The organism is Thermosulfuriphilus sp., assembly GCF_054026695.1.
This window is the reverse complement of record NZ_JBPMLP010000048.1, coordinates 116,811-141,887: the sequence shown is the minus strand read 5'-3', so window position 1 is coordinate 141,887 and position 25,077 is coordinate 116,811. Positions and strand designations below refer to the sequence as shown.

At 53.5% G+C, this 25,077-nt stretch carries 24 protein-coding genes; 7 read left to right on the top strand and 17 right to left on the bottom strand.

The window, feature by feature from the left end; all coding sequences use genetic code 11:
• The 11 genes from ACXJJX_RS08815 to ACXJJX_RS08765 all read right to left on the bottom strand — a co-directional run.
• On the bottom strand, positions 1–1,213 hold a 1,213-nt coding region (locus tag ACXJJX_RS08815), incomplete at its 3' end, for an Hpt domain-containing protein (RefSeq protein ID WP_456434227.1).
• 14 nt (positions 1,214–1,227) lie between these two features.
• Positions 1,228–1,665 (bottom strand): response regulator, encoded by a 438-nt coding sequence (locus ACXJJX_RS08810; protein ID WP_456434226.1) that lies wholly within the window; start codon positions 1,663–1,665, stop codon positions 1,228–1,230.
• The gene (locus ACXJJX_RS08805; RefSeq protein ID WP_456434225.1) at positions 1,635–2,549 is read right to left on the bottom strand and encodes a CheR family methyltransferase; all 915 of its coding nucleotides are present in this window, start codon (positions 2,547–2,549) and stop codon (positions 1,635–1,637) included. The genes ACXJJX_RS08810 and ACXJJX_RS08805 overlap by 31 nt, the downstream gene beginning before the upstream one ends.
• Before the next feature lie 3 nt (positions 2,550–2,552).
• Positions 2,553–4,013, bottom strand: coding sequence for a HEAT repeat domain-containing protein (locus tag ACXJJX_RS08800; RefSeq protein WP_456434224.1), 1,461 nt, complete (start codon positions 4,011–4,013; stop codon positions 2,553–2,555).
• A gap of 23 nt (positions 4,014–4,036) precedes the next feature.
• Complete coding sequence (locus ACXJJX_RS08795) at positions 4,037–5,623, bottom strand: PAS domain-containing sensor histidine kinase (protein ID WP_456434223.1); 1,587 nt, start codon at positions 5,621–5,623, stop codon at positions 4,037–4,039.
• Position 5,624: 1 nt separating this feature from the next.
• Positions 5,625–6,725 (bottom strand): protein-glutamate methylesterase/protein-glutamine glutaminase, encoded by a 1,101-nt coding sequence (locus tag ACXJJX_RS08790; protein ID WP_456434222.1) that lies wholly within the window; start codon positions 6,723–6,725, stop codon positions 5,625–5,627.
• Between the two features lie 11 nt (positions 6,726–6,736).
• Positions 6,737–8,557: a chemotaxis protein CheW gene (locus ACXJJX_RS08785; protein WP_456434221.1), complete on the bottom strand. Its 1,821-nt coding sequence runs from the start codon at positions 8,555–8,557 to the stop codon at positions 6,737–6,739.
• Between the two features lie 10 nt (positions 8,558–8,567).
• The gene (locus ACXJJX_RS08780) at positions 8,568–10,490 is read right to left on the bottom strand and encodes a methyl-accepting chemotaxis protein (protein ID WP_456434220.1); all 1,923 of its coding nucleotides are present in this window, start codon (positions 10,488–10,490) and stop codon (positions 8,568–8,570) included.
• A 26-nt stretch (positions 10,491–10,516) separates the two neighbouring features.
• Positions 10,517–10,885 carry a tetratricopeptide repeat protein gene (locus ACXJJX_RS08775; protein ID WP_456434219.1) on the bottom strand — a complete coding sequence of 123 codons (369 nt, stop codon included), beginning with the start codon at positions 10,883–10,885 and terminating at the stop codon, positions 10,517–10,519.
• Positions 10,878–11,615, bottom strand: coding sequence for a ParA family protein (locus ACXJJX_RS08770; RefSeq protein WP_456434229.1), 738 nt, complete (start codon positions 11,613–11,615; stop codon positions 10,878–10,880). The genes ACXJJX_RS08775 and ACXJJX_RS08770 overlap by 8 nt, the downstream gene beginning before the upstream one ends.
• Before the next feature lie 13 nt (positions 11,616–11,628).
• A complete protein-coding gene (locus ACXJJX_RS08765) occupies positions 11,629–12,222 on the bottom strand; it encodes a winged helix-turn-helix transcriptional regulator (RefSeq protein ID WP_456434218.1) in 594 nt (197 codons plus the stop codon).
• Between the two features lie 106 nt (positions 12,223–12,328).
• On the opposite strand from ACXJJX_RS08765, the gene ACXJJX_RS08760 reads away from it, so the two are divergent.
• A complete protein-coding gene (locus ACXJJX_RS08760) occupies positions 12,329–13,246 on the top strand; it encodes a metal ABC transporter substrate-binding protein (RefSeq protein ID WP_456434217.1) in 918 nt (305 codons plus the stop codon).
• Here the strand turns inward: ACXJJX_RS08760 and ACXJJX_RS08755 are convergent.
• Positions 13,217–13,702: a thioredoxin family protein gene (locus ACXJJX_RS08755; RefSeq protein ID WP_456434216.1), complete on the bottom strand. Its 486-nt coding sequence runs from the start codon at positions 13,700–13,702 to the stop codon at positions 13,217–13,219. The two genes, ACXJJX_RS08760 and ACXJJX_RS08755, sit on opposite strands and share 30 nt — an antisense overlap.
• Before the next feature lie 260 nt (positions 13,703–13,962).
• Here ACXJJX_RS08755 and ACXJJX_RS08750 point away from each other — a divergent pair, with 260 nt between their 5' ends.
• Positions 13,963–14,739, top strand: a complete 777-nt coding sequence (locus ACXJJX_RS08750) for a hypothetical protein (protein WP_456434215.1) — start codon at positions 13,963–13,965, stop codon at positions 14,737–14,739.
• A gap of 28 nt (positions 14,740–14,767) precedes the next feature.
• Here ACXJJX_RS08750 and ACXJJX_RS08745 read toward each other — a convergent pair whose 3' ends face one another.
• Complete coding sequence (locus tag ACXJJX_RS08745) at positions 14,768–15,988, bottom strand: ammonium transporter (RefSeq protein WP_456434214.1); 1,221 nt, start codon at positions 15,986–15,988, stop codon at positions 14,768–14,770.
• Positions 15,989–16,212: 224 nt separating this feature from the next.
• Between ACXJJX_RS08745 and ACXJJX_RS08740 the strand changes: the two genes are divergently transcribed.
• From ACXJJX_RS08740 to glnA, 4 genes are all read left to right on the top strand, one after another.
• A complete protein-coding gene (locus tag ACXJJX_RS08740) occupies positions 16,213–17,328 on the top strand; it encodes a THUMP domain-containing class I SAM-dependent RNA methyltransferase (protein ID WP_456434213.1) in 1,116 nt (371 codons plus the stop codon).
• A 213-nt stretch (positions 17,329–17,541) separates the two neighbouring features.
• Positions 17,542–17,880: a P-II family nitrogen regulator gene (locus ACXJJX_RS08735; RefSeq protein ID WP_456434212.1), complete on the top strand. Its 339-nt coding sequence runs from the start codon at positions 17,542–17,544 to the stop codon at positions 17,878–17,880.
• Positions 17,881–17,885: 5 nt separating this feature from the next.
• Entirely contained in the window at positions 17,886–20,396 is a 2,511-nt protein-coding gene (gene glnD / locus ACXJJX_RS08730; RefSeq protein WP_456434211.1) for a [protein-PII] uridylyltransferase, read from the top strand.
• A gap of 67 nt (positions 20,397–20,463) precedes the next feature.
• Positions 20,464–21,876 carry a type I glutamate--ammonia ligase gene (gene glnA / locus ACXJJX_RS08725; RefSeq protein ID WP_456434210.1) on the top strand — a complete coding sequence of 471 codons (1,413 nt, stop codon included), beginning with the start codon at positions 20,464–20,466 and terminating at the stop codon, positions 21,874–21,876.
• A gap of 42 nt (positions 21,877–21,918) precedes the next feature.
• Here glnA and hypB read toward each other — a convergent pair whose 3' ends face one another.
• Genes hypB through ACXJJX_RS08705 form a run of 4 tightly spaced genes read right to left on the bottom strand, consistent with a single transcriptional unit; the run spans position 21,919 to position 23,686 of the window.
• Entirely contained in the window at positions 21,919–22,602 is a 684-nt protein-coding gene (gene hypB / locus ACXJJX_RS08720; RefSeq protein WP_456434209.1) for a hydrogenase nickel incorporation protein HypB, read from the bottom strand.
• Entirely contained in the window at positions 22,595–22,954 is a 360-nt protein-coding gene (locus tag ACXJJX_RS08715) for a hydrogenase maturation nickel metallochaperone HypA/HybF (RefSeq protein WP_456434208.1), read from the bottom strand. The genes hypB and ACXJJX_RS08715 overlap by 8 nt, the downstream gene beginning before the upstream one ends.
• On the bottom strand, positions 22,947–23,159 hold the full coding sequence (locus ACXJJX_RS08710; RefSeq protein WP_456434207.1) for a HypC/HybG/HupF family hydrogenase formation chaperone: 213 nt from the start codon (positions 23,157–23,159) through the stop codon (positions 22,947–22,949). The genes ACXJJX_RS08715 and ACXJJX_RS08710 overlap by 8 nt, the downstream gene beginning before the upstream one ends.
• Entirely contained in the window at positions 23,156–23,686 is a 531-nt protein-coding gene (locus ACXJJX_RS08705) for a HyaD/HybD family hydrogenase maturation endopeptidase (RefSeq protein WP_456434206.1), read from the bottom strand. Before ACXJJX_RS08705 ends, ACXJJX_RS08710 begins: the two co-directional genes overlap by 4 nt.
• A gap of 304 nt (positions 23,687–23,990) precedes the next feature.
• Here ACXJJX_RS08705 and ACXJJX_RS08700 point away from each other — a divergent pair, with 304 nt between their 5' ends.
• Entirely contained in the window at positions 23,991–25,076 is a 1,086-nt protein-coding gene (locus ACXJJX_RS08700; protein ID WP_456434205.1) for a hydrogenase small subunit, read from the top strand.
• Position 25,077: the final 1 nt, after the last annotated feature.

Sequence of the window (25,077 nt, the reverse complement as noted above, 5' to 3'; positions counted from 1 at the left end):
AAAGTCTAAAGCCTTCCTTGATGCCTTCGATGAGGATTTCTTCATGTTCTTCTGGTTCTTCGTTGTTGGCCATGAAGTCAATGATGTTGTAGGACTTCTCAGCCTCTTCCTTTACCTCCGGCTTGCCAATCTTCTGGGCGATCTTGATGATCATCTCAAAGGCCCGCCCTACTTTGGCCAGCGCTGTCTGGCGGCGCTCCCGATCTTTTATCTCCTCAAGACCCACTTTGGCAGCCTCCATGGCCTGGCTGAGGGCATTGAGCAGGACTTCGGTTCGGCTGGAATCTATCTCGGCCTCCTTGATCTCTGGCTCTGGGGCTTGAGAGAGGGGGGCAGGGTCCCTTAAGCCCTCTTCAAGACCTTCCAGGAAGGAGCGCAAAAGATCAACGGTCTTAAGGAGCTCTTCGATTTCTTCCTCGCTAGGAAGCCGTTCCTCGTCCCGGCAACGCTCAACGAGTTCTTCGGCTCGGTGGGCCTTGTCTTTAAAGGTGTTGAGGGGATGGCTCTGGGCTAGCGTTGGATCATCTATAGTTGAAAGCAGGACACCGGCGTTACCCTTGAGGGTATGAAGGGAACGGAAAAGCTCGTTTAATTCCTCAAGGCTGGCTTCCTTTTTCTCCAGGCGAAGGAGAATCCCTTCGATGTTGGCCAAATGCTCTTCGGCCTCCTCTAGGAACTGGTCCTTGAGGCCGGGGGCAAGCTCTAAGCTGCCCGGGGTCTTTGGGGGCGGGGCCTCTTCCTCAGAGGCTTGAGTCAAATCCTCTGCTTTCTTTGGGGGCCTTCCTCTCTGGGCGGCCTCAAGAGCTCCTAAGATCTCCTGGTAATCCACATCCCGGACTTGAAGGACAATCTCTTCGCCCTCTTCCCTCAAGCCCTCCAGGGCCTCTTCAGTGGCCTGAAGCATCTGGGAGATGAGGTCAGTGGCGTTTAACAGGAGATCGATGGTCTCTGGGGTTATAGTCAGCTCTTGCTTGCGAATTCGGTCAAGAAGGGTCTCTGTCTTGTGGCAGAGTTCTTTAATATTATTGAGCCCCAGAAAGGCCGCCGTCCCCTTGATAGTATGCACTGGTCGAAAGATAGCATTTACGGTCTCTGGATCCTGTCGTTCTTCAAGTTCAAGAATCTTGTCTTCTATTCCGTCAAGATGTTCCCAGGCCTCTTCCAGGAATCCCTTGAGGACTTCAAGTTCATCGGCCCTGATGCGTATTTCCATCCCCTTCACCCCCTTTATTCCGTAAGAAAGCGGACGTTTTCAATGAGGATTTCCGGCCGAGTAGGTTTGACCAGATAAAAATTGGCTCCGGCATCATAGCCTTGCTGTTTATCCGTAGCTTCATCTTCGGTGGAGACGATAATTATCGGGATACTGGCATCTATTTCCCGAACGCGGCGGATAAATGTCAGCCCATCCATTCGGGGCATGTTGATATCGGTGATGATGAGATCGAATGGCTCGGCCAAGAACATTTCCAGGGCCTCGGCCCCATCGGCCGCCCCCTTTACCTCAAAGCCGGCATCCCGAAGGATGTAGCTGTGGAAGTTGCGAACCATCTCGGAATCATCAACGATGAGGACCTTTTTCTGGGCCCTTTCCTCTGGTAGGAAACGGCGGTCTTCTCCTCCGGCATCTTTTCTCAGAAGACGTTTTTGACCGACTCTGAGCATATTTCCTCCTGGCTTTCTTCTGGTTTCTGATAGACGATCATTCCTCCTAGACGTTGGGCCCTGAAGGCGGTGGTGATTCGGGAGAGGGATTCAGAGTGTCCCAGAAAGATAAACCCTCCGGGATTAAGGGCCCGGTAGAAGTGAGAGACGACTTTTTTGCGGGATCTTTCATCAAAATATATGAGAACGTTGCGGCAGAAGATGAAATCAAAGCCCTTCATCTGACTCATCTTATCCTCATCGAAAAGATTAAGCTGGGAAAACCTCACCAGGGCTCGGACCTTTTCATTAATCTCGAACTGGGAGCCGAGCTGCCGGAAGTAGCGTTTTAGGTACTCTTTGGGGACATTTCTTACAGACCGAGGTCCGTAAATCCCTCTTCGGGCCTGGGCTAAAGCGTTAGTGTCTATATCTGTGGCCTCGATTTTGGCATCCCAGCGTTCAAGGTCATCGATCATCTCAAGGAGGATGATAGCCAGGGTATAGGGCTCCTCTCCGGTTGAACATCCAGCCGACCAGAGCCGGAGTCTCCGTTCTCCGCGGGCCAGCTTCTGGTTACATAGCAGAGGAAGACACTCCTCGGCGAAGACGGCCAGCTGATCAAACTCCCGAAAAAAATAGGTTTCGTTGGTGGTCAAGAGGTTGATGAGCTCCTGGAAGGCCTTTCCATCATCGCGGAAACGCAGAAAACGATAATAGGTGTCAAAGTCCTTAAAGCCCAAGGCCTCCATATGGGCTCTAACCCTCTTTTTGACAAAATAAAGTTTCTTCTCCTCGAAGAAGATGCCGGTGCGTCGATAGACGAGGTCCCTGAGCCTTAAAAAGGCCTCAAGGTCAAGATCAAGGTCCTCTTTTTTCTGAAAGACGAGTTTTCTCCTGAACACGCTTTAGACCTCAAGGATCTCTTTTATAGTCTGGCCAATTTCCCCTTTGGCCTCTTTGAGGCCTTCCAAATAGTCCCGATCTTCCCGGGAGCCGTATTCGGCCAGGAAGTTTATGGCTCCTGTAGCCGCTCCTAAAGGCCCCTTGACTAGCTCTCGAGCCGTCTTTTGCGCTTCTTGGGGGTCGCAGAGTTCCAGGACCTGAAGGGTCAAATAGACTTCTAGGGGATCTTTAAGTCCCTTAATCGCCCCCAGGAGATAGTCCTGAAGATCTTGGGGCTGGTAATCGTGTCGGCTAATAAGGACCCTTAGGGCCTCAAGGGCTTCACGGCTAAGAGGCAACTTCCCCCTCTTTAGGGCCTCTTCCAGCCAGAGGAGGTCTTCTTGGCGACCAAAGGCGGCCAGATACTTGAGAAAAGAAGCTCTTAGCCCTCTTTCTTCCTTAAGAGTCTCTATGAGTTCCTGGGACCGAGGGGATTTTTTGAGGCCGGCCAGGGCCTCAAGGGCGGTGGCCTGGACCATGAGATCCTCCTCTTCAAGGGCCATTTCCTCAAGCCGGGGTATCCCGGCCTCAAGGCCTCTTTGGCCGATGTATTCAGCGGCCGTCATTCGGACATTGGGATCTTTGTCTTCTAGGGCCTTGAGAAGAAGGGGCTCGGCCTCAGGGGTCTCCACATGGGCCAGGATGTCGAGGCTCAGCTTGCGAATGTCCTTATCCGGATCCTCAAGGAGATTCGCTAGCTGGGGCAGGAGTTGATTGCCAATGTCCTGGGCCAGATCAATAGCGCCGTTGCGGATAAAGGCCTCCGGGGAGGAGAGCATAAGGCGGAGGAGTCTTTCGTCTTTTTCCCTTGGGAGCCTTTGGCTCAGTTCCTCAAGGAGCCTTTCCCGGATCATCTGATCTCTTTCTTCTTCGAGCCAATTAAGGAGCCGGAATGAAAGGTCCGACGGGTTTTCCTGGATGAGTTGCTCAAGAAGCTCCAGTTTATCTTCCGGGCTTTCGGCTTTAATGGGGTGGAGACCCTCAAGGTCTTGGTTGTCCAGCTCCTCAGGGGCGATTTCCCGCCGCCTAGCCTCGATTACTAATTCTCGCCACCTTTCCAGACGCTGAACTACTTGGTCGAGAACCTTCCTGACCTCATGGACATCAAAGGGCTTCATGAGGTAGTCGGCGGCTCCTTTTTCCAGGCAGGAAAGTACCCGATCAACCGAGGAATAGGCTGTCATCATGATGATCTGGACCAGGCCGTTTATAGAGTGGGTCCTTTCCAGAAATTCAAGACCATCCATCTCCGGCATGACGATGTCGCAGAGGATGATCTGGATCTTCTCCCGAGCCACCAAGGAAAGGGCCTCCTTGGGGCTGACAGTGGTCAAAACCTCGAATCGACCGTCAAGTTCAAGGAGGCGTCTTAGAGAATCAAGGATCTCTGGTTCATCATCAAGCACAAGAACCTTGATAGCCATAGCCTTCTCCTTTTAAAGAACTCTTATTTAAGAAAGATTTTACCCCCCCCTAGAATGATTCTAAATTGTAGTCCTTGGGGGTCATTGAGCCTTTTGACTTCGAGTTTCCCGTCTAAAGAGTTGACAATTTCTTTAAGGATGTAGAGTCCCAGACCGGTCCCTTCCTCTTTGGTGGTATAGAAGCTTTCAAAAATCCTAGAGAGCTCTTCCTCTGGCACCCCACCGCAGTTGTCACGGAAGCAAAGCAGTATTCGGTCTCCATAAGGATGAATGTCGATCTGGAGGCTGGCCCGTTTGATCTTTCTTCTCTGGGCCACTTCAGCAGCGTTGTTAATGAGGATGACCATCATCTGAACAATCAGTGACTTGCGGACCTCAAGGCGAATACCCAAGGGAGACACTCCATTCTGACGGCTGTAAACTCGGCCGTTGACCAGGATCTTAAGGTGCCTTTTGGTCTTGTTGTGGGTAAGAATGAGGGCCTCATGGAGGGCCTCTCCCAGGTCCACCTCTCCGCTGGTGTGCTCCTTTTTGCTTAGGTTCTTTACCGAGGAGACGATCTCCGAGATCCTTTCGGCTCCAAGCTCAAGAGAGCGGGCAATACTTGTGGCTTCTGAGAGGATTTTTCCCAGGAGCCTTTCTTTTTCTTCGGGAAGTTCAATCCCTTTTAAGGTTCGCCTCAGGGCCTCTATATAGGCTCCAAAGATCTGTAAGTTTGTCTTCATAAAGGTAAGAGGGGTGTTTATCTCGTGGGTGAGACCGGCCAGAAGGCGACCCATGAGAGCTAGTCGTTCCTGGGAGAGAAGGCGATTGACCCTGGCCTGAGCCAGGTTCTCGAGGTTCTCTTTAAGCCGTATGCCGGCGGTAATATCTTCTGTGATGATCAGGATCTGGCCATTATCTATATGGGCCAGGCTAAAGAGGATGTGCTGGTCGCCAGCCTCTCCTTCAAAGCGGATGACCTTCTGGAGAAAGGCCTTTTTTTGATCAAGCTCCTTGAGCAGACGGGCTACCTCCTGGGGAAGTCCGGTCTTTAGATGACGTTTGAGGAGGTGATTTTTTATGATCAGTCGTCCCTCTTCCCAGATTCCGATTCCTACAGGGGCCAGTTCGATGGCTCGCCGGAAGAAATCTCGCTCCCGGCGCAGGTTCTCCAAGGTCTGATCAAGCTGGTGGCGGAGGTTCTGTTTCTCTTTTTTAAGAAAGGAAAGGGTTTGTTTTTCCCGGGTTATGTCTCTCAAGGTAGAAAGAATCGTCCAGCCTTCTGGCAGGCGTCTAAGGGGCTTGCTGATTATCTCGCAGATGATCGCTGAGCCGTCCCTTCTTTTAAGAGGCCACTCCATGACAACTTCCTCTTTTTCTTCTATCTGGCCGTAGAGCCTCTCTCCAAAGGCCATCCAGGACGCCCGGTCGCTGAAAAATATTCTGGTTGATCGGCCGATGAGCTGATCTCGCCTCCAACCAAAAAGCTCTTCTACCCCCCTGGAGGCAAAGAGGACCTTCCGCTTAAAGACAACCATCACCCCGATTGGGTGGTGATCAAGGAGGTCAAGGAGAAAGTCTTCCCTTACCTCAACAAAATCTTTAAGGGCAGAGAGAGAGCCTTTCATATCAGGCCACCTGCCTCTCCTTCATGATTTGTTCTACGGCCCGGATAATGTGGTTGGCTATCTCCCAACTGGGGGCGACGATCTCTGCTCCCCCACGTTCGATGGCTTCCCGAGGCATCCCGAAGACAATGGCGCTTTCCTCGCTTTCGGCGATGGTAATACCTCCGGCCTGACGGATCTTCACCATGGCCTCAGCCCCATCGTCTCCCATGCCCGTCATCAGGACTCCAACGGTCTGGGGACCGAAGACCGAAAGGACGGACTCCATCATCACGTCTACTGAGGGCATAAAAAGATGTCGGGGGGTTTTGGTATTGCGGACAATGAGGTCTCCGCGGATTTTTTTGAAAACCGTCAAGTGGTAGCCGCCCTTTCCGACAAAACAGCTTCCTGGCTCTACCTTGAGGCCAGTTTCAGCATGGAAAACCTTTAGCGTGCAACGTTTATCGAGCCTCTGGGCGTAGGATTCTGTAAAACTTGGGGGCATGTGCTGGACGAGAAAGACGACTGCCGGCAGATCTGCTGGCAGATAGGGAAGGACCTCAAAGATGGTCTTGGGCCCTCCAGTGGAGATCCCGATGGCCACGGCAGCAAATGGAGGAAGCTCCCCCTTGGGTACGCTAATCCTGGGGCGAATAAGGGCTCTCGGAGAAGGTGGGCTGAGCTTGACTATTTCTTGACGTTTGAGCTTCCTGACCGTGCCAGATCGGGCGGCGGCCTTGATCTTGCCGATTAGTTCCCGAGCTACCTCTTCCATATTTATGGAGACCGTTCCCCCGGGCTTGGCTACATAATCAAAGGCTCCCATCTCCAGGGCTTGTAGGGTGATGGGGGCCCCTTTTTGGGTAAGAGATGAGACCATGATTACCGGGGCAATGCCTTCTTCGATAAGGATCTTCAGGGCCGTCAGCCCGTCCATCTTGGGCATGTTGATGTCCAAGGTGATTACGTCCGGCCGGAGACTGCGGGCCTTCTCGATGACATCTTTCCCGTCGCGGGCCGTTCCTACTACCTCTAGTCGGGGATCAGCCTCGATGATCTTTCTTAAAACCCGACGCATGAGGGCCGAATCGTCGCAGACAAGCACCTTGATCTTGGGCATCTTCTTCTCTCCTATTCAACAATCTTAAGCTGGGGGGCTGGTGGCTCTTGTTCCGAGCTCATCTGCCTTAAGTCCTTCTGCTCTTCGGGGGAGAGGATCTCGTTGACATCCAGGATGATAATTATTTGGCCGTCTTCCCTCTGGGCAATACCGGATATAAACCGGAGATCGATCTGGCAGGAGAGCATGGTCGGAGGCGAAGTGATGCTCTCCTTAGGGAGGCGGGTGACCTCGTTTACCCAATCCACGATGAGACCAGCCTTCTGCCCGCTTATGTGGACGATTATCAACCTGGTTCGATCATCAAGCTCTCTGGCCGGGATCTCAAAGCGTTTTCGCAGGTCGATCACCGGAATGACCTCCCCCCGAAGGTTGGTCACCCCTTCAACAAAAGAGGGCGTTTTGGGGACCCGGGAAATTTCTCCCAAGCGGTTGATTTCCTGGATCTGGGTGATGGGAAAACCGTATTCTTCCTCCCCCAAAAAGAAGGTCACCAATTGCTCCTCTTCAAGGTCGCAAACTTCTCCCTGAGAAAGCATTCCTTCCTCCTTTTGGCCTTCTTCCAAAGTCTCTGTGGGTATGAGTCGTTCTTTGTCGATAACAAAGATGATCCTTGAACTGTCTTTGAATTTGGCGATTGCCTTGAGATCTCCTTCAAGGTTGCCTTTTTCTAAGGTCTCTTCGAAGACGGCCACCACCTCCTGGACCCGGTCAACCACCAGCCCTACCCGGTGACCGGAGACTTCCAGGATGATGATTCTCTGCTCTTCCGAGATGGCCTTTTCGAGCTGGGTCTCCAGACGGTCAAACAGGTCTCTGATCTGTCCAGCCAGAAGGTAGATCTCGTCGATAAGGTCATCTGAGGGGTCCTCCAAAGCCTTTTGGGCCAGCCTGTGGAGACGGCGGTGGCGGAGATGAAGCTGATGGATGTGTTCAAGCTGGGTCTCGCTATGGCAGCTTTCAAGCTCTCTGGTCAGCCACTGGCCGAGGAGACAATCTTCGGGGGCAAGTTCAGACAAAGTCCCCTGGGATTCAAGAGCCTGCTTGAACTCACTTAGCCATTTTTCAAAGACCCGTTTAAGGTGGGCAATTTTTTGCTTCCTTTCATTGATAAGGGGATCCAGACCGAGGAGCCTTCGGAAGTCAAAGACGGGGACAACCCCTCTGTCCAGGTTGAGGATTCCCAACAAGGCCCCCGGGGCCTCCGGAACCTCCTTGGGACGCCTGTAGCGGATGATCTCGCCTATTTCTTCTATCTCAAAGGCATACTCTTCCCGGCCTACCAGAAAGGAAAGAAGTCGTTTTTCGGCCCCTTGCATCCTGGGAAGCCCTTCTTCCGGACCGCCTCCTTTCTGGCCCAGACTTAAGCTCCGGTCCTGAACACTTAGGCCTTCAAAGAGCCCTGCCAGGTTGAAAAGAAGGATCATCCGGCCCTCGGGGCGTTTGACCACCTTCAAGACCAATTCCTGGCCCCTTTGTCCTAGAGCGGGAGGATCCTCAAGTAGTTTTTCTTCAAAGGAGAAGACCTCTTTGACCTCATCTACCAGAAGCCCTACTAGGTCGCCGTTGAATGAGATCACCAGAAGGCGAGAACGTTCATCTATAGAGCGGGTCTTAAGACCCAGGCGAAGTCTCATGTCGATCACCGGGATGATCTGCCCTCGAAGATTGCTGAGCCCCAGGATGTAGCTTGGGGTGAGCGGAACCGGGGTTATCTTCTGGGGGCGGACAATCTCCCGGACGGAGGTGATCTCCAGACCGAACTCTTCAGGCCCTAGGCTAAAGACCACCAGTTGACCGGCCGCCCGTTTAAGCCTTTGTCCCTCGGCCATGGCTGCCTCCTTACATGTTCTGGAGTTCATCGGCATCACCGGCAATCTCTTCGATGGCCTGGGCAATCTGGGCGATGCCGGTCCTTATCTCTTCGGCCGCCGTGGAGGCCTCTTGGGTAGCTCGGCTGGCCTCTTCTGCCGCCGAGGCAATCTGTTCCACTCCTTTGTTGGCCTCCTCAATGGCTGCCAGCATCTCTTCAGTATTGTTTAAAATCTCGGAGATGGCCGCCTGCCCCTCGGAGATGGCCTGAGAGACCTCGTCGAGTCTCCTGGTAGAGGACCCGGCGAGCTCTGCCTGGAATTGCGCCTTCTGAGCCGACCCCTTGAGATCGTCTTGGACATTGACCATCTCGTCCTGGATGCCTCGGACGATGTCTTTGATCTTTTCGGCGTTTTCAGCACTTTCATTGGCTAAGGAGCGAATATCTCCCGCCACCACCGAAAATCCCCGGCCGAACTCCCCGGCCCGGGCGGCTTCAATGGAGCCGTTTACGGCCAACATGTTAGTCTGAATGGTGACCATGGTGATTTGACCAGCGATCTTTTCGATTTGTCGGGTAAGGAGCTCAAGGCCAGCAACCTTCTCCACGGTCTTTCCGGTCTTGATGGCGGCCTCCTTGATGCCCGCTATGAGTTGTTCGACCATCTCTCGATTCTGCTGGCTTAAGTCACCTAGCTCCTTGAAGATCTTCTGGGCTGAGGAGCTGAGCTCCCGGGCCTCTCTGGCCAGCTGGGTCAGTTCCTCGCCAATAAGGGAGCCATTTTCGGCGGCCCGAGCCTGTTCGGCGGCCCCTTCGGCGATTTGCCTTATGGCCATGGCGGTCTCTTCGGCGCCTTTGCTACATTCTTCGATGCTGGCCGAAAGCTCCTCTGCCGAGGCCGCCAGAACCTCGGCGGACTTCTGGGTATCTGTGGAGACTCGGAGCTCTTCGGCCAACTCCAGGAGGCTTTCTGAGGCTTCCTGAATCTCCTGAAGGGCTGAGGCCTGTTCCTTGATGTTCTTGGTGGCCTCCTCGGCAGCGCTGGCCTGCTCTTCGGCTGCCGAGGCAACGATTTCGGCCCCTTCCAGGAATTCTTCGGCCTTTTCTCTGATATTTTGGGCGATTCCATTGAGCTTCTCGGCCACTTCCTTGAGTTCCTGACCCTTGGAAAGAATCCCTTTGAGAGAGGAGATAATCTGGTGAGAGCGTTCGCTTTCCTCAGTGGCCATCTCTACCGATTCCTGGACTTCCTGAACCACGGCCTGGACGGCCTCCTGGATCTTGGCCACCACGTTGCGGATATCACGGGCGCTTTTTTCCGATATCTCGGCCAAATTGCGGACCTCATCGGCCACCACGGCAAATCCCCGACCGTGCTCCCCGGCCCGGGCGGCCTCTATGGCGGCATTTAAGGCCAGAAGATTGGTCTGATCTGCAATGCGGACTACGGCCTGGACGATTCCCTGGATCTCCTGGCCCTTTTTTTCAAGCCCCTGGATAAGTTTGGCCGACTGGAGGGCCTTCTCGGCGGCCTTCTCCACTCCCTGGGCCAGTTTCCCGATCTCTTCGTTGCTCGATCGGATCAGCCCCTCTATCTGGACGATACGGTTGAAGAAGCCGGTAATGTTCTCGGCCGAACTCTGGGCCGTCTTTTCGATCTCGGCTATAGCTGCCCGGCTTTCTTCGGTGGCACTGGAGGCTTCTTCCGCCCCGGCGGCAATAGTCTCCATGGTCCGCCCGAGTTCTTCACTGGCGGAGACGATCTGAGAGATAGCGCTGTTCATCTCCTCAACCGCGGCGGCCAACTTCTCGGCAATAGCCTGTTGTCTGGCCAGGGTTCGGGCTCTCTTCTCTGAGGCCTTAACCTGCCTCACCTTAGGCGGGGCCTTGTCCTCTGCCTCAATGACGGCCAGATTGTTCCTTTCCGGACGGGCCAATTTTTTCCCTCCCATTATCAGACCTCCTCGAAAGTTTTTTTCTATCTCTGGGCTCGATCCTCGGCCTCCTTCAGGAGGGCCAGGTTCTCTCGGGCAATCTGGTTTTCAGGGTCTATCTGGAGCACTCTTTTTAAGGCCCTGCGGGCCTCTTCTGGACGCCCCAGAGAAAAGTAGGCCACCGCTAGGTTGTTCCAGGCCTTGGGATCTTCGGGCTCAAGGATGGTTGCCGCCAGAAGGTTGGCGGCTGCCAGAAGGAAGTCCCCTTTTTTGAGATACTGAAGTCCTCTCTGGAAAAGCTCCTGGGCCTCGGCTCCCCTTTTCTCAAAAAAGAATTCTCCTGGACTTTCCCCTTCGGCCAAACGAAGAAGATCTTCCAGATTAAAACCCAGGCTCTCCTTGATCTTAGACATTAAATCCCTCCAAAATGGATTCGGCCACCCGTCGATAATCCTCGGCCACCGGGCTCCCTGGGGCATATTCAAATATGGTTTTGCCAAAGCTCGGGGCCTCAGCCGCCCGGATGCTATTTCTCACCGGAGGCAGAAGAATCTTCTCGCCAAAGACCCTTCGAATCTCTTCCAAGACGGCCCGGGCATGTCGAAGCTTGAGGTTGAAGAAGGTCGGCAGAATTCCCCTTAAGCAGAGCGAAGGATTGTTGCCTTTGACCTTATCGACAAGGGTCTTGGTCTCCGCCAGGCCCTTTAATGCCAGGAAGTTCAAGGGCAGAGGACAGATGACCGCCTGGGTGGCCAGAAGGGCCGAAAGGGTAAGCACTCCTAGATTGGGCGGGGAATCTATAATGATGAAGTCAAAGTCTTTCTCCAGCTCTTCAAGGACTCTTTTGAGCCGGAGGAGCTCTCGAGGGGCCTTAAGGGCCCGGAGCTCGTATTCGGAGAGCCGTCCTGAGGCCGGGATCAGGGCCAGATTTTCCCGGGCCTCAAGGGGGCTTCCGGCCCCGTTTAGGAGAAAATCGACCAGATCAGGTCGGGCCGCAGGCCTGATACCTAAAAAAATGCTGGCGTGGCCCTGGCTGTCGGCATCAACCAGGAGAACCCTCTGGCCCATTAAGGCCAGGGCGGCGGCCACGTTGACTGCTGAAGTCGTCTTACCCACGCCCCCTTTGCGGTTGCTAAAGACCATCTTTCGGGCCATATCAAAAATCAAAGAAAGAAAGTTTTCTGGAGATCGAGGCCTTTCGGGCCAAGGCCTCGGGATCAATTCCTAAGATGACCTCCGCCTGTTTGATCCGGGAAAGATTTTGAGCCACCTGATCTACAGGCACCAAAGATACGGCCAAGGCCCCCAGCCCTTTTTTCTGCCAAAAGGCCTGGAGAGTCTCCCTGAGTTCGCCTATCTGGTCTTCTTGTGGGGCCTCAAAGATTACCAGGGCTTCCCGAGGGCTGAGGACAACAGAGAGCACCAAAGCCTCTTGGCGGCGGAAGGCCAGATTGAGCTCTTTGAAGATCTGGGCGACACAGGTCTCAAGTTCTCCAAAGAACTGCTTAAGCGCAGGATAAAGCAAATGTTGCCGGTTGGGATAGTAATGATAGCTTCGTCCTCGGGTCTTTTTTTCGATAAGCCCCATTTCTTCTAGCCCCTCCAAGGCCTCCCTGACCGGGGCCCAGGAGAGTCCAGTCCGGCGGGCGATCTCCCGGCCGCAGAGGCCTGGCTCTCGATAGATCACCGAGAGCACCAACCACTTGGACTTTGTTCCCAGATTTCGGAAAACTTCCTGGATGACGACCATCTTTTAAGGTTTTTCGGCTCCTGGTCTGAAAGCTTTAACTTTTTGGTTTAAAAAAAGATCAAAGTTCTTCTGGACACTGGATTAGGAAGGGGGTAGGGAGGAGATAATGGCTTGGAGACGGGTAAGGCTTTTTCTGTTGGTCTTTCTGATTTATCTGGTCTTGGGGGCCTCTGCGGGGGTGGCTAGCCTCAAGGTGGTGGCCAGCATCTTTCCCCTTTATGATTTTGTAAGGGAAGTTGGAGGCGAGAGGGTTAAGGTTCATCTTCTTCTGCCTCCGGGGGCAGAGCCCCATTCTTGGGAGCCGCGGCCAAGCGACATCTTGGCCATTTATCGGGCCGATCTTCTGGTGGTCATCGGGGCCGGTCTTGAACCCTGGCTTGATGATCTCCTGGCCGGCCTGGAAGGGAAAAGACTCCGGGTTCTGGTGGCCTCTCAGGGGGCCGAGCTCCTTGGCTACCAGGGTCCAGACCATGGAGACCACCGTCACCACGGCCTGGATCCCCATATCTGGCTTGATTTGGCTTGGGATCAACAAATAGTCTTTCGCTTGGCTGAGGAGCTCTCCCGCCTTGATCCTCAAGGAAGAGATTACTATTTTCAGCGAGCTAGATCCTACGCCAAGAAACTGGCGGCCCTCGACAGACTCTACGCCTCTTCTCTTTCGTCCTGTCGGGAGCGGGTGATCCTCATCGCCGGCCATGGGGCCTATGCCTATCTTGCTAGGCGCTATAGTCTCAGGCAGGTGGCCCTCTTTAGTCTTTCTCCTGAGGCGGAGCCAAGCCCACAGAGGATGATCAAGATTATCAAGTTGGCCCGCCGACTGAAGGCCCGGGCCATATTCTTTGAGGCCCAGGCCAATCCTCGTTTGGCCCGGGCCTTGGCCTCCGAAGCCGGCCTTAAGGTCCTGGTGCTTAATCCGGGAGCTAGCCTCAACCAGGAGGAGATCAGGAGAGGAGAGAGTTTTTTAGAAATCATGGAGGCAAACCTTGAGGCCCTACGCTGCGGTCTTTCCTGCCTCCCGTAACCACTCTTCTATCTGATATCTAGCCGGTATCCGCCCAGCGCACTTAAGCTCCTCGTTTATCACCAGACCTGGTGTGGGGACTAAGCCGTAGCGGGCAATTTCCTTAAGGCTGGTGACATGCTCTACATCGGCAGTAAGGTCCATCTCGGCAACAATGTCCAGACAGAGACGATAAAGTCCCTCACAAGAGGCACACCCCGGTCCCAAAACCTTAATGGAGATGGTTTCGGGGGCTTCCTCTGGGGGAAGCTCTCCTGTGGCCCGCAGGTACTCCCTGAAGAGGGCCTCCCGATATGCTTTTCGGGCCGCATCGGGAATATAGTTCTTCTCGGAAATCAAGGTAAGGAGCCTTTCGGCGATCTCTTCCCTTGAACCACCGGATCTCTGGGCTTCGGCAATGGCCTCTGAGAGCCCAATTATGCCGACAACCCGGTTACCAATCTTGATCTTACCCATACAACCTCCTTGAATAAGGCCTAATTCCCTCAAAATCCACCGGAGTCAAGGGGCCTTCAAGGGGTCATTTTCTTCCCTCAGAAGATGTCTATCAAAAGGGTTAACCCCTATTGGCATTTTTTATTTGCACCCTAAAAATAATTTATCTATAAGTGATCAAGATCAGAAAATTGAAAAATTCGATCTTATCGAAAGATGTTTCAAATTGAAACACAAATAGGCCAAAAAACATATCAAAACTAAAAAATAGGAGGTGTTTCATGAAATCTTTCCGTTTTTCTCGTCGGGATCTTCTAGTCGGTGCGGGCAAGATTGCTGCTGGGGCCGCGGTGCTCGGTCTTGGTATCGGGGGGGCGGCCAAGGACGTCTGGTCCTACGGTTACTCTTCGAGTTTCAAGTATGCCAAGTTGGATCTGGATGAGGTCGGACGGATTGCCTATGAGAACTACTTCAAAAGGTGGTGTACCTCGACTGTTCTGGCCGGCTTGGTAGAGCCCTTAAGGAAGAAGGTCGGTGGTCCTTGGAAGGATTTCCCCATTGATGCCTACCGCTGGGGCCATGGAGGCCTTGCTGGATGGGGAGCCCTCTGTGGGACCCTACCGGGAGCCGGTATTGTCATCGGATTGGTCACCAGGGATACGGACACTGCTGAAGCGATGGTTAATGATCTGGCCTTCTATTACTCCTACACCGAGCTTCCCAGCTATACCCCCAAGAAGATCTTAAAGGCCGAGATCCATCAGATGACTATTGCCAAGACCCCGGTCTGCCATATCTCGGTGGGGCGCTGGATGGCCTCAGAGGGGGTGGGATTCCTTACTCCAGAGCGGGCCGAGCGTTGCGCCAGGCTTTCGGCCAACATTGCCATGGAGGCCGCCAGGATGTTGAACGAGTGGGTGGAGGGCAAATACAAGCCCAGGCACCGGCCCCTTTTCAACTTGGTGGAAAACGGCATCACCTCCCAGAACAACTGTACCGATTGCCATGGGCAGAATGTGCCCTCACCTCCAGAAGAATACCAAGTGCTCGATAAGTAACCAAAAAGGGGGGGCTAGCCCCCCTTTTTTAGCTGTAGGCCTTTTCGCTGTGCTGGCTGAGGTCAAGGCCAGCCAGTTCCTCTTCTGGGCTCACCCTCAGGCCCAGGAGGGCATCAATGACCTTTAAGAGAATCAGGCTGACAACAAAGGCATAGATGCCAACAACAGCCACTGCCATGAGTTGAGTTCCTAGGAATCCTGTACCTCCGGCCAAAAGCCCATTGGCTCCATCGGGGTTGACGGCTTTGCTGGCAAAAATTCCTAGGGCCACTGTCCCCAGGACCCCACCTAGACCGTGAATCCCGACGACATCGAGGCTGTCGTCGTAGCCGAACCTGTTTTTGAGTGTTACTCCAAAATAGCAAACGCCTCCCGCTAGAGAGCCAATGATAATGGCCGGTATTGGGCCAACAAAGCCTGCCGCGGGAGTGATGGTGGCCAGCCCGGCGATGGCCCCGCTGGCAGCCCCTAAAGTGGTGGGTTTGCCTCGGTGGATCCATTCGACGATGACCCACATGATCATCCCGGCCATGCCCCCAAGGTGAGTGGCCACAAAGGCTACGCCGGCAATTCCATTGGCTGCCAAGGCGCTGCCACCATTGAAGCCGAACCAGCCAAACCAAAGAAGTCCTGTGCCCAGAAGGGTCATCGGAAGATTATGGGGCATAAAGCTATCCCGCCCGAAGCCCCGTCTGGGGCCGATGATCAGGGCAGCGGCCAGGGCCGCAGCGCCAGAGGTAAGGTGGACAACTAAGCCTCCGGCAAAATCAAGGACCCCTTTGGCCTTAAGCCACCCCCCAGATCCCCAGATCCAGTGGCAGACCGGATTATAAACCAGGATGGCCCAAAGGAGGCTAAAGATGATAAAGGGGCCAAAGCGCATTCTCTCGGCAAAGGCCCCGGTGATCAGGGCCGGGGTGATAATGGCAAACATACACTGATAGATCATAAAGACGATCTGGGGAATGGTCCCGGCGTATTCAGGGTTGGGGGCCAAGCCCACTCCCCTGAGCCCCGCCCAAGAAAGATCCCCAATGAAGCCCCCAATATCTGGACCAAAGGCCAAGCTGTAACCAATAAAGACCCATTCAAGACTGATCACCGAAATCATGATGAAGCTCTGCATCGTGGTTCCGAGGACGTTTTTCTCCCGAACCATACCTCCGTAGAAAAGGGCCAGTCCCGGGGTCATCAGGAGAACCAGGGCCGCCGCTACCAAAATAAAGGCCGTATCTCCGGGATTGATCATTTTAGGACCTCCTTATGTAGGGAAAAAATTTCTCTGCCGGCCTAAGCAACCCGGATACCACCTCCCTTTGTTCCTAGAAAAAAGAGGAACTATGACTCGGATTCTGGATCGCTTGTATCTCTAAGGACTTACATTTTTGTAAAAAAGAGACCTATTTTTTAACAAAAATGTTTAATAATTTTAGGAGTCTTGCTCCGAAAGTCGTGAGAGGTTATGGGTTCAAGGTGGTCAAGACGGTTCTGCGCCTTTTTGTCGTCTATCCCCCTGGCCTTGAGGAGCTGGGGTTAAGTGAGATCTCTTCTTTGGGCTACAGCGGCCGGCCCCTTCCTGGAGGAGTTGAGCTTAAAGGGGGCTTGGAGGTTCTCTATCGTCTTAATTGGGCCTGTCGTCTGGCCAATCGGGTCCTGGTCCGGGTGGCTGATTTTAGGGCCAAGGGGCTTGAGGAGTTCGAGGAAAAGGTCTCGCGATATCCTTGGGAGATTTATCTCCCCCGAGGGGAAGGGCTTAGGGTTAGGGTAACCTCAAAAAGAAGCCATCTTTATCACCAAGGGGCCATAGTCGAGAGGGCCATTCGGGGGGTGGCCCAGCGCCTCAAAAGGGAGATCCACCTCTGCCCTCCGGAGGAGGGCCAGGGGCTGGTGGTGAGGATCGAGAAAGATCGCTGCCTTCTGAGTATTGATTCCTCCGGGGTAATGCTTTTTCGTCGAGGTTGGCGCCGGGCTTTGGGGCCGGCACCCTTAAGGGAGAACTTGGCTTCGGCCCTTTTGGCCCTAGCCGACTGGAGGGGGGATCGGGCCCTGGTGGATCCTTTCTGTGGCTCGGGGACTATTGCTATTGAGGCCGCCCTTTTGGCCCGGGGGAGACCCCCTGGGGAGAGGCGTTCTTTTGCCTTTGAGCGCTGGCGCAACTTTGACCCCTTGCTTTGGGATAGGGTCAAAAGAGCTCTTGCGCCTGAGGTCTTGGGAGGCATTCCTCCTATTCTGGCCGCTGACATCTCTCGGATGGCCTTGGATGCGGCCCGGGAAAATGCTGCTTCGGCCGAGGTCCTTGAAGATATCCGCTTTATTCAGGCCGACTTTTCCACTCTTAGGCCGCCGGCTTCAACCGGAGAGGTAGTCACCAACCCTCCTTATGGAAAGCGTCTGCTTTCTGGTCGATCCTTGACGGCCCTTTACCGCCGCTTGGGGCTCTGGTTGCAAGAGAGGTTTTCGGGTTGGGGCCTGACCATTGTCTGTCCTAGGGCCGGCCTTGTTGGCCAGCTTGGGTTCCCCTTAAAAAGGGTGGCCACCTTCCCTCATGGGGGTCAAAGGGTAGGAGTTTTCAGGGGACAGATCCCCTGAAAGATTTTTTATTACAAAAATGTCTAGGAAGATGAGGAGAGTTTTACATTTTTGTCTTCTTCGGGGGAGTGGTTCGGTCTTACGGCCGTTAAGAAAGGCCTTTTCCCGTGGCATGGATATTGTTTGAAAAAACGGGCGAGTTTGGACTTGGTCTTAAGCTTGACCTTGAAATATAGTTGCTAGCCAAAAAGAAGTTTAGGGAAGGAGAAGACAATGAAGAAAATCGAGGCCATCATTAAACCTTTTAAGCTTGATGAAGTTAAAGAGGCTCTCAACGAGATTGGCCTGAAGGGAATGACCGTCTCTGAGGTTAAGGGATTCGGACGCCAGAAAGGCCACAAAGAGATCTATCGGGGTGCCGAATACGTGGTTGATTTCCTCCCCAAAATAAAGATCGAGATTATTGTCGAGGCCTCTATGGTCGAGAAGGTGGTCCAGACTATTATTGAATCTGCCCGGACAGGCAAAATCGGAGACGGGAAGATCTTTGTCCTTCCTGTGGAAGAAGTGGTCCGTATCCGGACTGGCGAGCGTGGCAAGGAGGCCATCTAACCTCGATGACCTTGGCCTTGGTTCAGGAGTTTTCCGCTGATCGGATTGAGACCGCCTCCGGACTGGAGCTGGTCAAGGGCTATACCGAGCTAGTCGACCAGACCATAGAGGATCTTTTTCATCAGGGGCGGTCGGCCAAGGCGGTGGCTGTTCTGGCTCTTGGAGGCTATGGCCGCCGGGAACTGTGTCCTGGCTCTGATATTGACCTTCTTTTTCTTTACGGTGAAAAGGTTCCAGAGAAGAAAGCCCGGCGGCTGATTGAAAAAATAGTCTATCCTCTCTGGGACAAGGGCCTTGAGGCCAGCTATACGGTTCGCACGATTGGCGAGACCATCGAGGATGCCCAGGGGGATTTCTTCCTTAAGACAGCCCTTTTAGAGGCCCGATTGGTGGTGGGCGATGAGGCTATCTTTGAAGAACTGAAGGATGTCTTTGTCTCCCGCGTTTTGGCCGGCCGCCGGCGGGAGTTTTTTGAAGATGTCCTCCACCATAATCGCCGAAGGCACGAACGCTTTGGCGATGTGGGCTTTATGCTTGAGCCCAATATCAAAGAAGGGGCCGGTGGTTTGAGGGATCTCCACAGTGTCTTCTGGGTAGCCAAGGCCCTTTACGGGCTCTCCGATCTTGTCGCTCTGGAGACCGAGGGGCTTATCACTTCTCAAGACCGTGAGGATTTAGAGGCCGCCCTTGACTTTCTTCTCAAGGTCCGTTTCCGACTTCATCTTCTCTGTGGGCGGAAAAATGATCGCCTCTACTTCGAGCACCAGGAGGCCTTGGCCCGGGAGCTCGGCTTTGAGGGGCGGGAGGGAGAGCTAGCTGTAGAGGCCTTTATGCGGGCCCTTCACCTTCAGGTTGCCTGTATTAAGTACCAGACGGAGGCCTTTTTTGATCATGTGGCCGAGGCCTTGACAGTCGGCCAGCCTGCTTCGATTGAGGTCCTCAACGCCTCAATAGAGCTCCATGGGGGTCGGGTAACTTTTGCTGACTTTGAACAGGCCAGGCGTCAGCCGGGTCTGATAATGCGGCTTTTTGAGACCATGGCTGAAGTGGATCGGCCTCTTCACCCTATGGCCCGTCAATTTGTTCGCCAAAGGCTTGGGGTCATCGCTAAGGTCCGTCAGTCCCGTCGGGCTGCGCGGTCTTTTCTGAGGCTTCTTAGCGCCCCGGGGGCCTATCGGGCCCTTTCGGCCATGCTGGAGACCGGCGTCCTGACCAGGTTTATCCCGGAGTTTGCCGAAATCGAAGGACGCACCCAGTTTGACTTCTATCATACCTATACTGTAGATCGGCACAGCCTTCTTACCGTAGCCGAGCTGACCAAACTGGACCGGGAAGAGCCAGAGGCCTGGGAGGGGATCGCTACCCCTGAGGTGGTCTTTTTAGCCGGCCTTCTTCACGATATTGGCAAAGGCCAAGGGGAGGGCCACGCCTCAAAGGGGGCCCGTATTGCCGAGAGGATCGGAAGAAGGTTAGGACTGGCCGAGGGTGAGATAAAAGATCTTTCCTTTCTAGTGGAGAACCACCTTATTCTGGCAGAGACGGCCATGAGGCGGGATCTTTCCGAAGAACGGGTGGCCTTTCGTTTCGCCCGCAAAATGGGGACGGCTAGCCGCTTGCGGATGCTTTATCTTCTCACGGTGGCTGACTCCAAGGCTACCGGTCCTCTAGGTTGGAATGATTGGAAGGCGGCCTTGATCCGGGAGCTTTATCTGAAGAGTCTTCGTTTTCTGGAAAAGGGGGTCTTGGCGGACCCGGGTCGGGTAGAGGAATTAAACCAGAAGTGGCAAGAGCTACGGAGACATGTGGCTCAGATGGTGCCGGCCTCCCAACTTGAGGCCGTACTTTCAAGCCTGCCGCAGAGCTATCTTCTGGCCTTTTCTTTGCCGGAGATCCTGGAACACCTTCGCTTGGCTGAAGAGGCCCGGGGTACAGGCTTTGCTTGTCAGGTAAGCCGGACTAACGGGACCTTCCGGATGACCTTGATCAGTCGGGATCGTCCAGGTCTTTTCTCCAGGATAACCGGGGTTTTTGCCCTTCATCATCTTGATATCCGTTCAGCCAAGGTCTTTACCTGGTTCAACGGTCTGGCGGTAGATGTCTTTGAGCTCCTGCCGCCTTGGCCAGATTTTGACCAGTGGGAGGAAGTTATTACTAACCTCAATAAGGCCCTAAAGGGCAGGATTGCCATTTCGGCCCGGATGGCCGAGGTCAAGCCTCTTTGCCATCAGGTAAGGCCTCTTAAAAGTCGGCAACCGGAGATTCTCATCGACAACGAGGCCTCAGACTTCTTTACCATCATAGAGATCTACGCTCCGGACTGTCTAGGTCTCCTCTATCGGATAGCTCGAAGCATGTGTGACCTTGACCTCAACATCCATCGGGCCTTTATCTCTAACAAGGCCGACCTTTCGGCAGATGTTTTTTACGTTACGGACATTGCCGGGGAGAAGATACTCGATCCAGAACAACAAGAAGAGATAAAGCGGGCCTTGGCCCATGTGTTAAGGATAGATTAGGCAGTACTCCCGGATCTGCCGGGATTTTCAATCTTTCTATCAAAAAACTATTCAAAGGAGGTTGTTTATGACACCTAAAGAAGTCCTGGAATTTGCCCAGAAAAACGGGGCCAAGATGGTTGACTTCAAGTTTCTGGATCTGCCTGGTATGTGGCAACACTTTTCCATCCCCATTGAGGAGCTTTCCGAGAGCTCATTTGAAGAAGGCTTCGGCTTTGATGGCTCCTCCATCCGAGGCTGGCAGCCCATCAACGCCAGTGACATGCTGGTTGTTCCGGATCCAAAGACAGCTATCATGGATCCTTTTACCTCAGTGCCTACCCTTTCCCTTATCTGCAACATTGTTGATCCGGTGACCAGGGAGCCTTACAGTCGTGATCCTCGCTACGTGGCCCAGAAGGCCGAACAGTATCTGAAAAGCACTGGCATCGGAGATGTGGCCTATTTCGGCCCCGAGGCCGAATTCTTCATCTTCGATGATATCCGTTATGATTCTGGGGCCCACTTTGCCTTCTACAGTGTAGATTCTATTGAAGGTACTTGGAATACCGGTCGGGAAGAGTGCCCTAACCAGGGATATAAGCCTCGCCACAAAGAGGGCTACTTTCCAGTTCCCCCTAGCGACAAATTCCAAGACCTAAGGACAGAGATGGTTCTGGTCATGCAGCAGGTCGGCATCCAGGTGGAATGCCAACACCATGAAGTGGCCACTGCTGGGCAGGCCGAAATCGACATGCGCTTTGCCCCTTTGGTCAAGATGGGCGATAATCTGATGTGGTTTAAATACATCATCAAAAATGTGGCCTATCGGCACGGAAAGACGGTTACCTTCATGCCCAAGCCGGTCTTCGGAGACAATGGCTCCGGGATGCACACCCACATGAGCATCTGGAAAGGGGATACCAATGTCTTCGCCGGAGACGGCTACGCTGGTCTTTCGGAGACGGCCCTTTATGCCATTGGCGGCATTCTGGCCCATTGCCGGGCCCTTTGTGCCTTTACCAATCCGACCACCAACTCTTACAAGCGTCTGGTGCCGGGTTTCGAGGCTCCGGTCAATTTGGCCTACTCCAGCCGGAACCGCTCGGCGGCCGTCCGGATCCCTATGTACTCCGCCTCTCCTAAGGCTAAGCGGATCGAGTTTCGGACCCCGGATCCCTCCTGTAATGGCTACCTAGCCTTCTCCGCTATGCTCATGGCCGCTCTTGACGGCATCGAGAACAAGATCCACCCGGGTGAGCCTCTCGACAAAGACATCTACAGCCTCTCCCCTGAGGAGCTGGCCAATGTGCCCAGTGCTCCCGGAAGCCTTGAGGAGGCCATCAATGCCCTTGAGGAAGACCATGATTTCCTTATGAAGGGTGGAGTCTTTACCGAAGATCTCATCGAGAAGTGGATTGAATACAAGCGAGAAAACGAAATCAATCCGGTGAAGCTCCGTCCACATCCCTACGAGTTCTTCCTCTACTACGATATCTAATGAGGTCCACAGCTAGAGAAAGGGGGCTTAAGCCCCCTTTCTCTAAGGACCTTTTTCTAAGACCAACTCTTTAAGGAAGCCAAACCATTCCCTGAGTCCCCTTCCGTTTTTTACCGAAAGAACGAAGGTCTTTAGCCCGGGTTGAATCCGACGCGCCGTTTTAATCACCTCTTCGGGGTCAAAGTCAAAGTGGGCCAGGAGATCGGCCTTGGTGATACAGAAGACGTCGGCTTTGACAAAGGCTGCAGGGTATTTTTCGGGTTTATCTGGTCCCTCGGGCACAGAGACCAAGACCACTCGAAGATCTTCCCCAAGGTCAAAGGCCGCCGGGCAGACTAGATTGCCTACGTTTTCAATGAAGATTAACCGGGGACGATGACTTTCAAGTTGGTGGAGAGCCTGATGAACCATAGAGGCATCCAGGTGGCAGGCTCCTCCAGTAGTCACCCCGACCACCGGGATCCCCTTCTGCCGAAGCCTTTCGGCATCCCTTTGGGTCTCCGGATCCCCCTCGATTACCGCCAAGGGGATCTCCCGGGCCAAAGTCTCCACTGTGGCTTCAAGCAGGCTGGTTTTGCCGGACCCTGGGGCGCTGATGAGATTTATGACCGTGGCCCTCAGATGTCGAAAATGTTCTCGATTCTTCTGGGCCAGGGTTTCATTGGCCGAAAGAATGGCCTTTTCAAGATGGAGGTGGCGACTCTGGCAACCGCAATGTTCACACATGGTCCTCTCCTGTAATAAGATCAACACTTATCAGATGAAGTTCATCCCCGGAGACAAGCCGAAGTCCTGGATTATGGCATCTAAGGCACCGGCCCTCCCAGCTCCCTTTCTGCCTGTGGCCGCAGGCCGGACACTCAAAGACTAACTCTGTCTTTTCAATCTCCAGCTCGGCCTCCGAGAGGATTGGTTCAAGGCCTTTTAAGGCCTTGAAAGCAAAAGAAAAGGCCTCTATCTCTACTCCTGAGGCCTCCCCTATCCTCACTAAGATTCGGGTCACCTTTTGGGCCCCTTCGGTGGCAGCAAGCCTCTTTATCTCTTTACACATGGCGGCCACCAGAGAGGCTTCATGCATCCTGGGCCTCCAGAAGATCATCAAGGAGGCGCCAAGTTTCTTCGGCCTCCTCAGGGGATAACTTTTGGATAGCAAAGCCTACGTGGACGATGACAAAGTCTCCGACTTTAATCTCCTCTTCGGGTAGAAGCTGAAGGTAGATCTCTCTTCTTACCCCCCGGGCCTCAGCTAGCCCCAAGGGATAGTTTATCTTTACCAGCTTCATGGGTACTCCAAGGCACATGTCGGGCTCCTTTTTGCCAATGAGATGTTTAAATCCTTAAACAGTTCCAGAAGCCGTTTTTCCAGAGGAACAAAAGCGGCCTCAATCTCCGGCGAAAGTCCGACTCCAGGGGCGATCTCTTTGGGAATTACGGTATAGGCCCAAAAGTGCTTTGGTAAAAGACCAGAGAGCCGGCCCAAGGCCAGGGCATCCTTTATTCCGACTTGATGGGCCGAGGCCAGGGAGGTCGGAGGCAAGGCTTCAAGGGCCTTTTCATCAAGGAGCTTGATGGTTCCCGGAGGAGCCTGATCGAGAAGGACATCAAAAATAACCACGGCCTCATAGCCCCTTATGAGATTCAGGAGCGAAAAACCAGCACAACCCCCATCTATCAGCTGAACCCCTCGAGGAAAATGGTATCGTCTTTCCAGGTGGCGAACAAAGTGGACCCCAAAACCTTCATCCTTAAGAAGAAGGTTGCCTAGACCCACCAAGGCCAATTTTATCTCTTTAGACCTTTTGGTCGACATCAACCCTCCAAAGTCCTTGCATCCTAAATTTTAAGCCCTGAATTTACCACACTTTTTACAACTGGTGTCTTCATGACAAATTTTGTCATTTTTGGAGTTTATGGTCTAAATTTTTCTTTTAACTCCTCCTAGATCCCCCTAGTTTAAAAAATCTTTTGATTTTTTTCTTCTAGGATGCTAGAAAGAATTTATGGATTTTTTGCCAATAGGCGTTTCGTTATCTCCTCAGTTTTTTCGGCTCTTCAGGGTTAAGATCGGCTTATAAACGGCTTTTTACCAATTAATTAATTAAGGAGGCCTGGGGATGGACCGTCTTCAAACTCGGCTTTTGGGGAAGATGAGTCGGCGGAGTTTCTTAAAGGCGGTGACCATGGCCACCGCGGCCATGGGTTTGCCGGCAGAGATGGTGGGTAAGGTGGCCGAGGCGGCGGCCTCTCCCCAACGGCCGCCGGTGATATGGCTCCATTTTATGGAGTGTACCGGCTGTACAGAGACGTTACTTCGTTCCTCTCATCCTGATGTGGCCCGACTTATTCTTGATCTTATCTCACTGGATTATCATGAGACCTTAATGGCTGCTGCGGGGCACCAAGCAGAGACCGTCCTTGAGGAACAAGTCAGGAAGAACGAGGGGCGCTTTATCTGTGTGGTTGAGGGGGCCATCTCCAAAAAGGACGGAGGTATATATTGTAAGATTGGTGGCCGGACAGCCCTGGAGATCCTCAATCACGTGGCCAACAAGGCCCAGATGATAATTGCCATTGGAGCCTGTGCCTCTTTTGGAGGAATTCAGGCCGCCCATCCCAATCCTACCGGGGCCGTAGGAGTGCGGGATATCATTAAGACCAGGCCGGTGATCAATATTCCTGGATGTCCTCCCAATCCCTATAATATTTTGGGCACTATTATCCATACCCTTACCTTTGGACGTCCTCCGGAGACAGATGAGCTGGGACGCCCCAAATTCGCCTATGGTCGGAAAATCCATGACCATTGTCCTCGGCGGCCTCATTTTGATGAAGGCCGCTTTGTTGAGGAGTTCGGGGACCCTGGCCACCAGAAGGGCTACTGTCTCTATAAGGTAGGTTGTAAGGGGCCGGTGACTTATTCCAACTGTCCGGTAATTCGCTTCTGTGATGTGGGCATCTGGCCGGTAGGTGCAGGCCACGGATGTATCGGTTGTACGGAACCCCGCTTTTGGGACAGTATGACCCCCTTCTATGAACATCTACCCGAGGTCTATATCCCTGCTGGAGGCGGTATCCGGAAGGAGGCGGAAAAGATTGGAAAGGTGGCGGTTGGTGGAGCCTTGGCCGTGGTGGCCACCCATGCCGCCGTCGGGGTAATCAAAAAGCTGGCCAAGTCTGGTCAGGACAAAGGGGAGGAATAGC

What these genes read in the sequence shown, in the direction of transcription:
- ACXJJX_RS08750 (WP_456434215.1), top strand. Translation starts at nt 13,963, where the DNA reads ATGAAATCTTTCCGTTTTTCTCGTCGGGATCTTCTAGTCGGTGCGGGC.
- ACXJJX_RS08785 (WP_456434221.1), bottom strand. Translation starts at nt 8,557, where the DNA reads ATGGCCGAGGGACAAAGGCTTAAACGGGCGGCCGGTCAACTGGTGGTC.
- ACXJJX_RS08705 (WP_456434206.1), bottom strand. Translation starts at nt 23,686, where the DNA reads ATGTCGACCAAAAGGTCTAAAGAGATAAAATTGGCCTTGGTGGGTCTA.
- ACXJJX_RS08700 (WP_456434205.1), top strand. Translation starts at nt 23,991, where the DNA reads ATGGACCGTCTTCAAACTCGGCTTTTGGGGAAGATGAGTCGGCGGAGT.
- glnD (WP_456434211.1), top strand. Translation starts at nt 17,886, where the DNA reads ATGACCTTGGCCTTGGTTCAGGAGTTTTCCGCTGATCGGATTGAGACC.
- ACXJJX_RS08810 (WP_456434226.1), bottom strand. Translation starts at nt 1,665, where the DNA reads ATGCTCAGAGTCGGTCAAAAACGTCTTCTGAGAAAAGATGCCGGAGGA.
- ACXJJX_RS08745 (WP_456434214.1), bottom strand. Translation starts at nt 15,988, where the DNA reads ATGATCAATCCCGGAGATACGGCCTTTATTTTGGTAGCGGCGGCCCTG.
- ACXJJX_RS08735 (WP_456434212.1), top strand. Translation starts at nt 17,542, where the DNA reads ATGAAGAAAATCGAGGCCATCATTAAACCTTTTAAGCTTGATGAAGTT.
- ACXJJX_RS08710 (WP_456434207.1), bottom strand. Translation starts at nt 23,159, where the DNA reads ATGAAGCTGGTAAAGATAAACTATCCCTTGGGGCTAGCTGAGGCCCGG.
- ACXJJX_RS08755 (WP_456434216.1), bottom strand. Translation starts at nt 13,702, where the DNA reads ATGGGTAAGATCAAGATTGGTAACCGGGTTGTCGGCATAATTGGGCTC.
- ACXJJX_RS08760 (WP_456434217.1), top strand. Translation starts at nt 12,329, where the DNA reads ATGGCTTGGAGACGGGTAAGGCTTTTTCTGTTGGTCTTTCTGATTTAT.
- ACXJJX_RS08800 (WP_456434224.1), bottom strand. Translation starts at nt 4,013, where the DNA reads ATGGCTATCAAGGTTCTTGTGCTTGATGATGAACCAGAGATCCTTGAT.
- ACXJJX_RS08765 (WP_456434218.1), bottom strand. Translation starts at nt 12,222, where the DNA reads ATGGTCGTCATCCAGGAAGTTTTCCGAAATCTGGGAACAAAGTCCAAG.
- ACXJJX_RS08715 (WP_456434208.1), bottom strand. Translation starts at nt 22,954, where the DNA reads ATGCATGAAGCCTCTCTGGTGGCCGCCATGTGTAAAGAGATAAAGAGG.
- ACXJJX_RS08780 (WP_456434220.1), bottom strand. Translation starts at nt 10,490, where the DNA reads ATGGGAGGGAAAAAATTGGCCCGTCCGGAAAGGAACAATCTGGCCGTC.
- ACXJJX_RS08795 (WP_456434223.1), bottom strand. Translation starts at nt 5,623, where the DNA reads ATGAAAGGCTCTCTCTCTGCCCTTAAAGATTTTGTTGAGGTAAGGGAA.
- hypB (WP_456434209.1), bottom strand. Translation starts at nt 22,602, where the DNA reads ATGTGTGAACATTGCGGTTGCCAGAGTCGCCACCTCCATCTTGAAAAG.
- ACXJJX_RS08790 (WP_456434222.1), bottom strand. Translation starts at nt 6,725, where the DNA reads ATGCCCAAGATCAAGGTGCTTGTCTGCGACGATTCGGCCCTCATGCGT.
- ACXJJX_RS08775 (WP_456434219.1), bottom strand. Translation starts at nt 10,885, where the DNA reads ATGTCTAAGATCAAGGAGAGCCTGGGTTTTAATCTGGAAGATCTTCTT.
- glnA (WP_456434210.1), top strand. Translation starts at nt 20,464, where the DNA reads ATGACACCTAAAGAAGTCCTGGAATTTGCCCAGAAAAACGGGGCCAAG.
- ACXJJX_RS08770 (WP_456434229.1), bottom strand. Translation starts at nt 11,615, where the DNA reads ATGGTCTTTAGCAACCGCAAAGGGGGCGTGGGTAAGACGACTTCAGCA.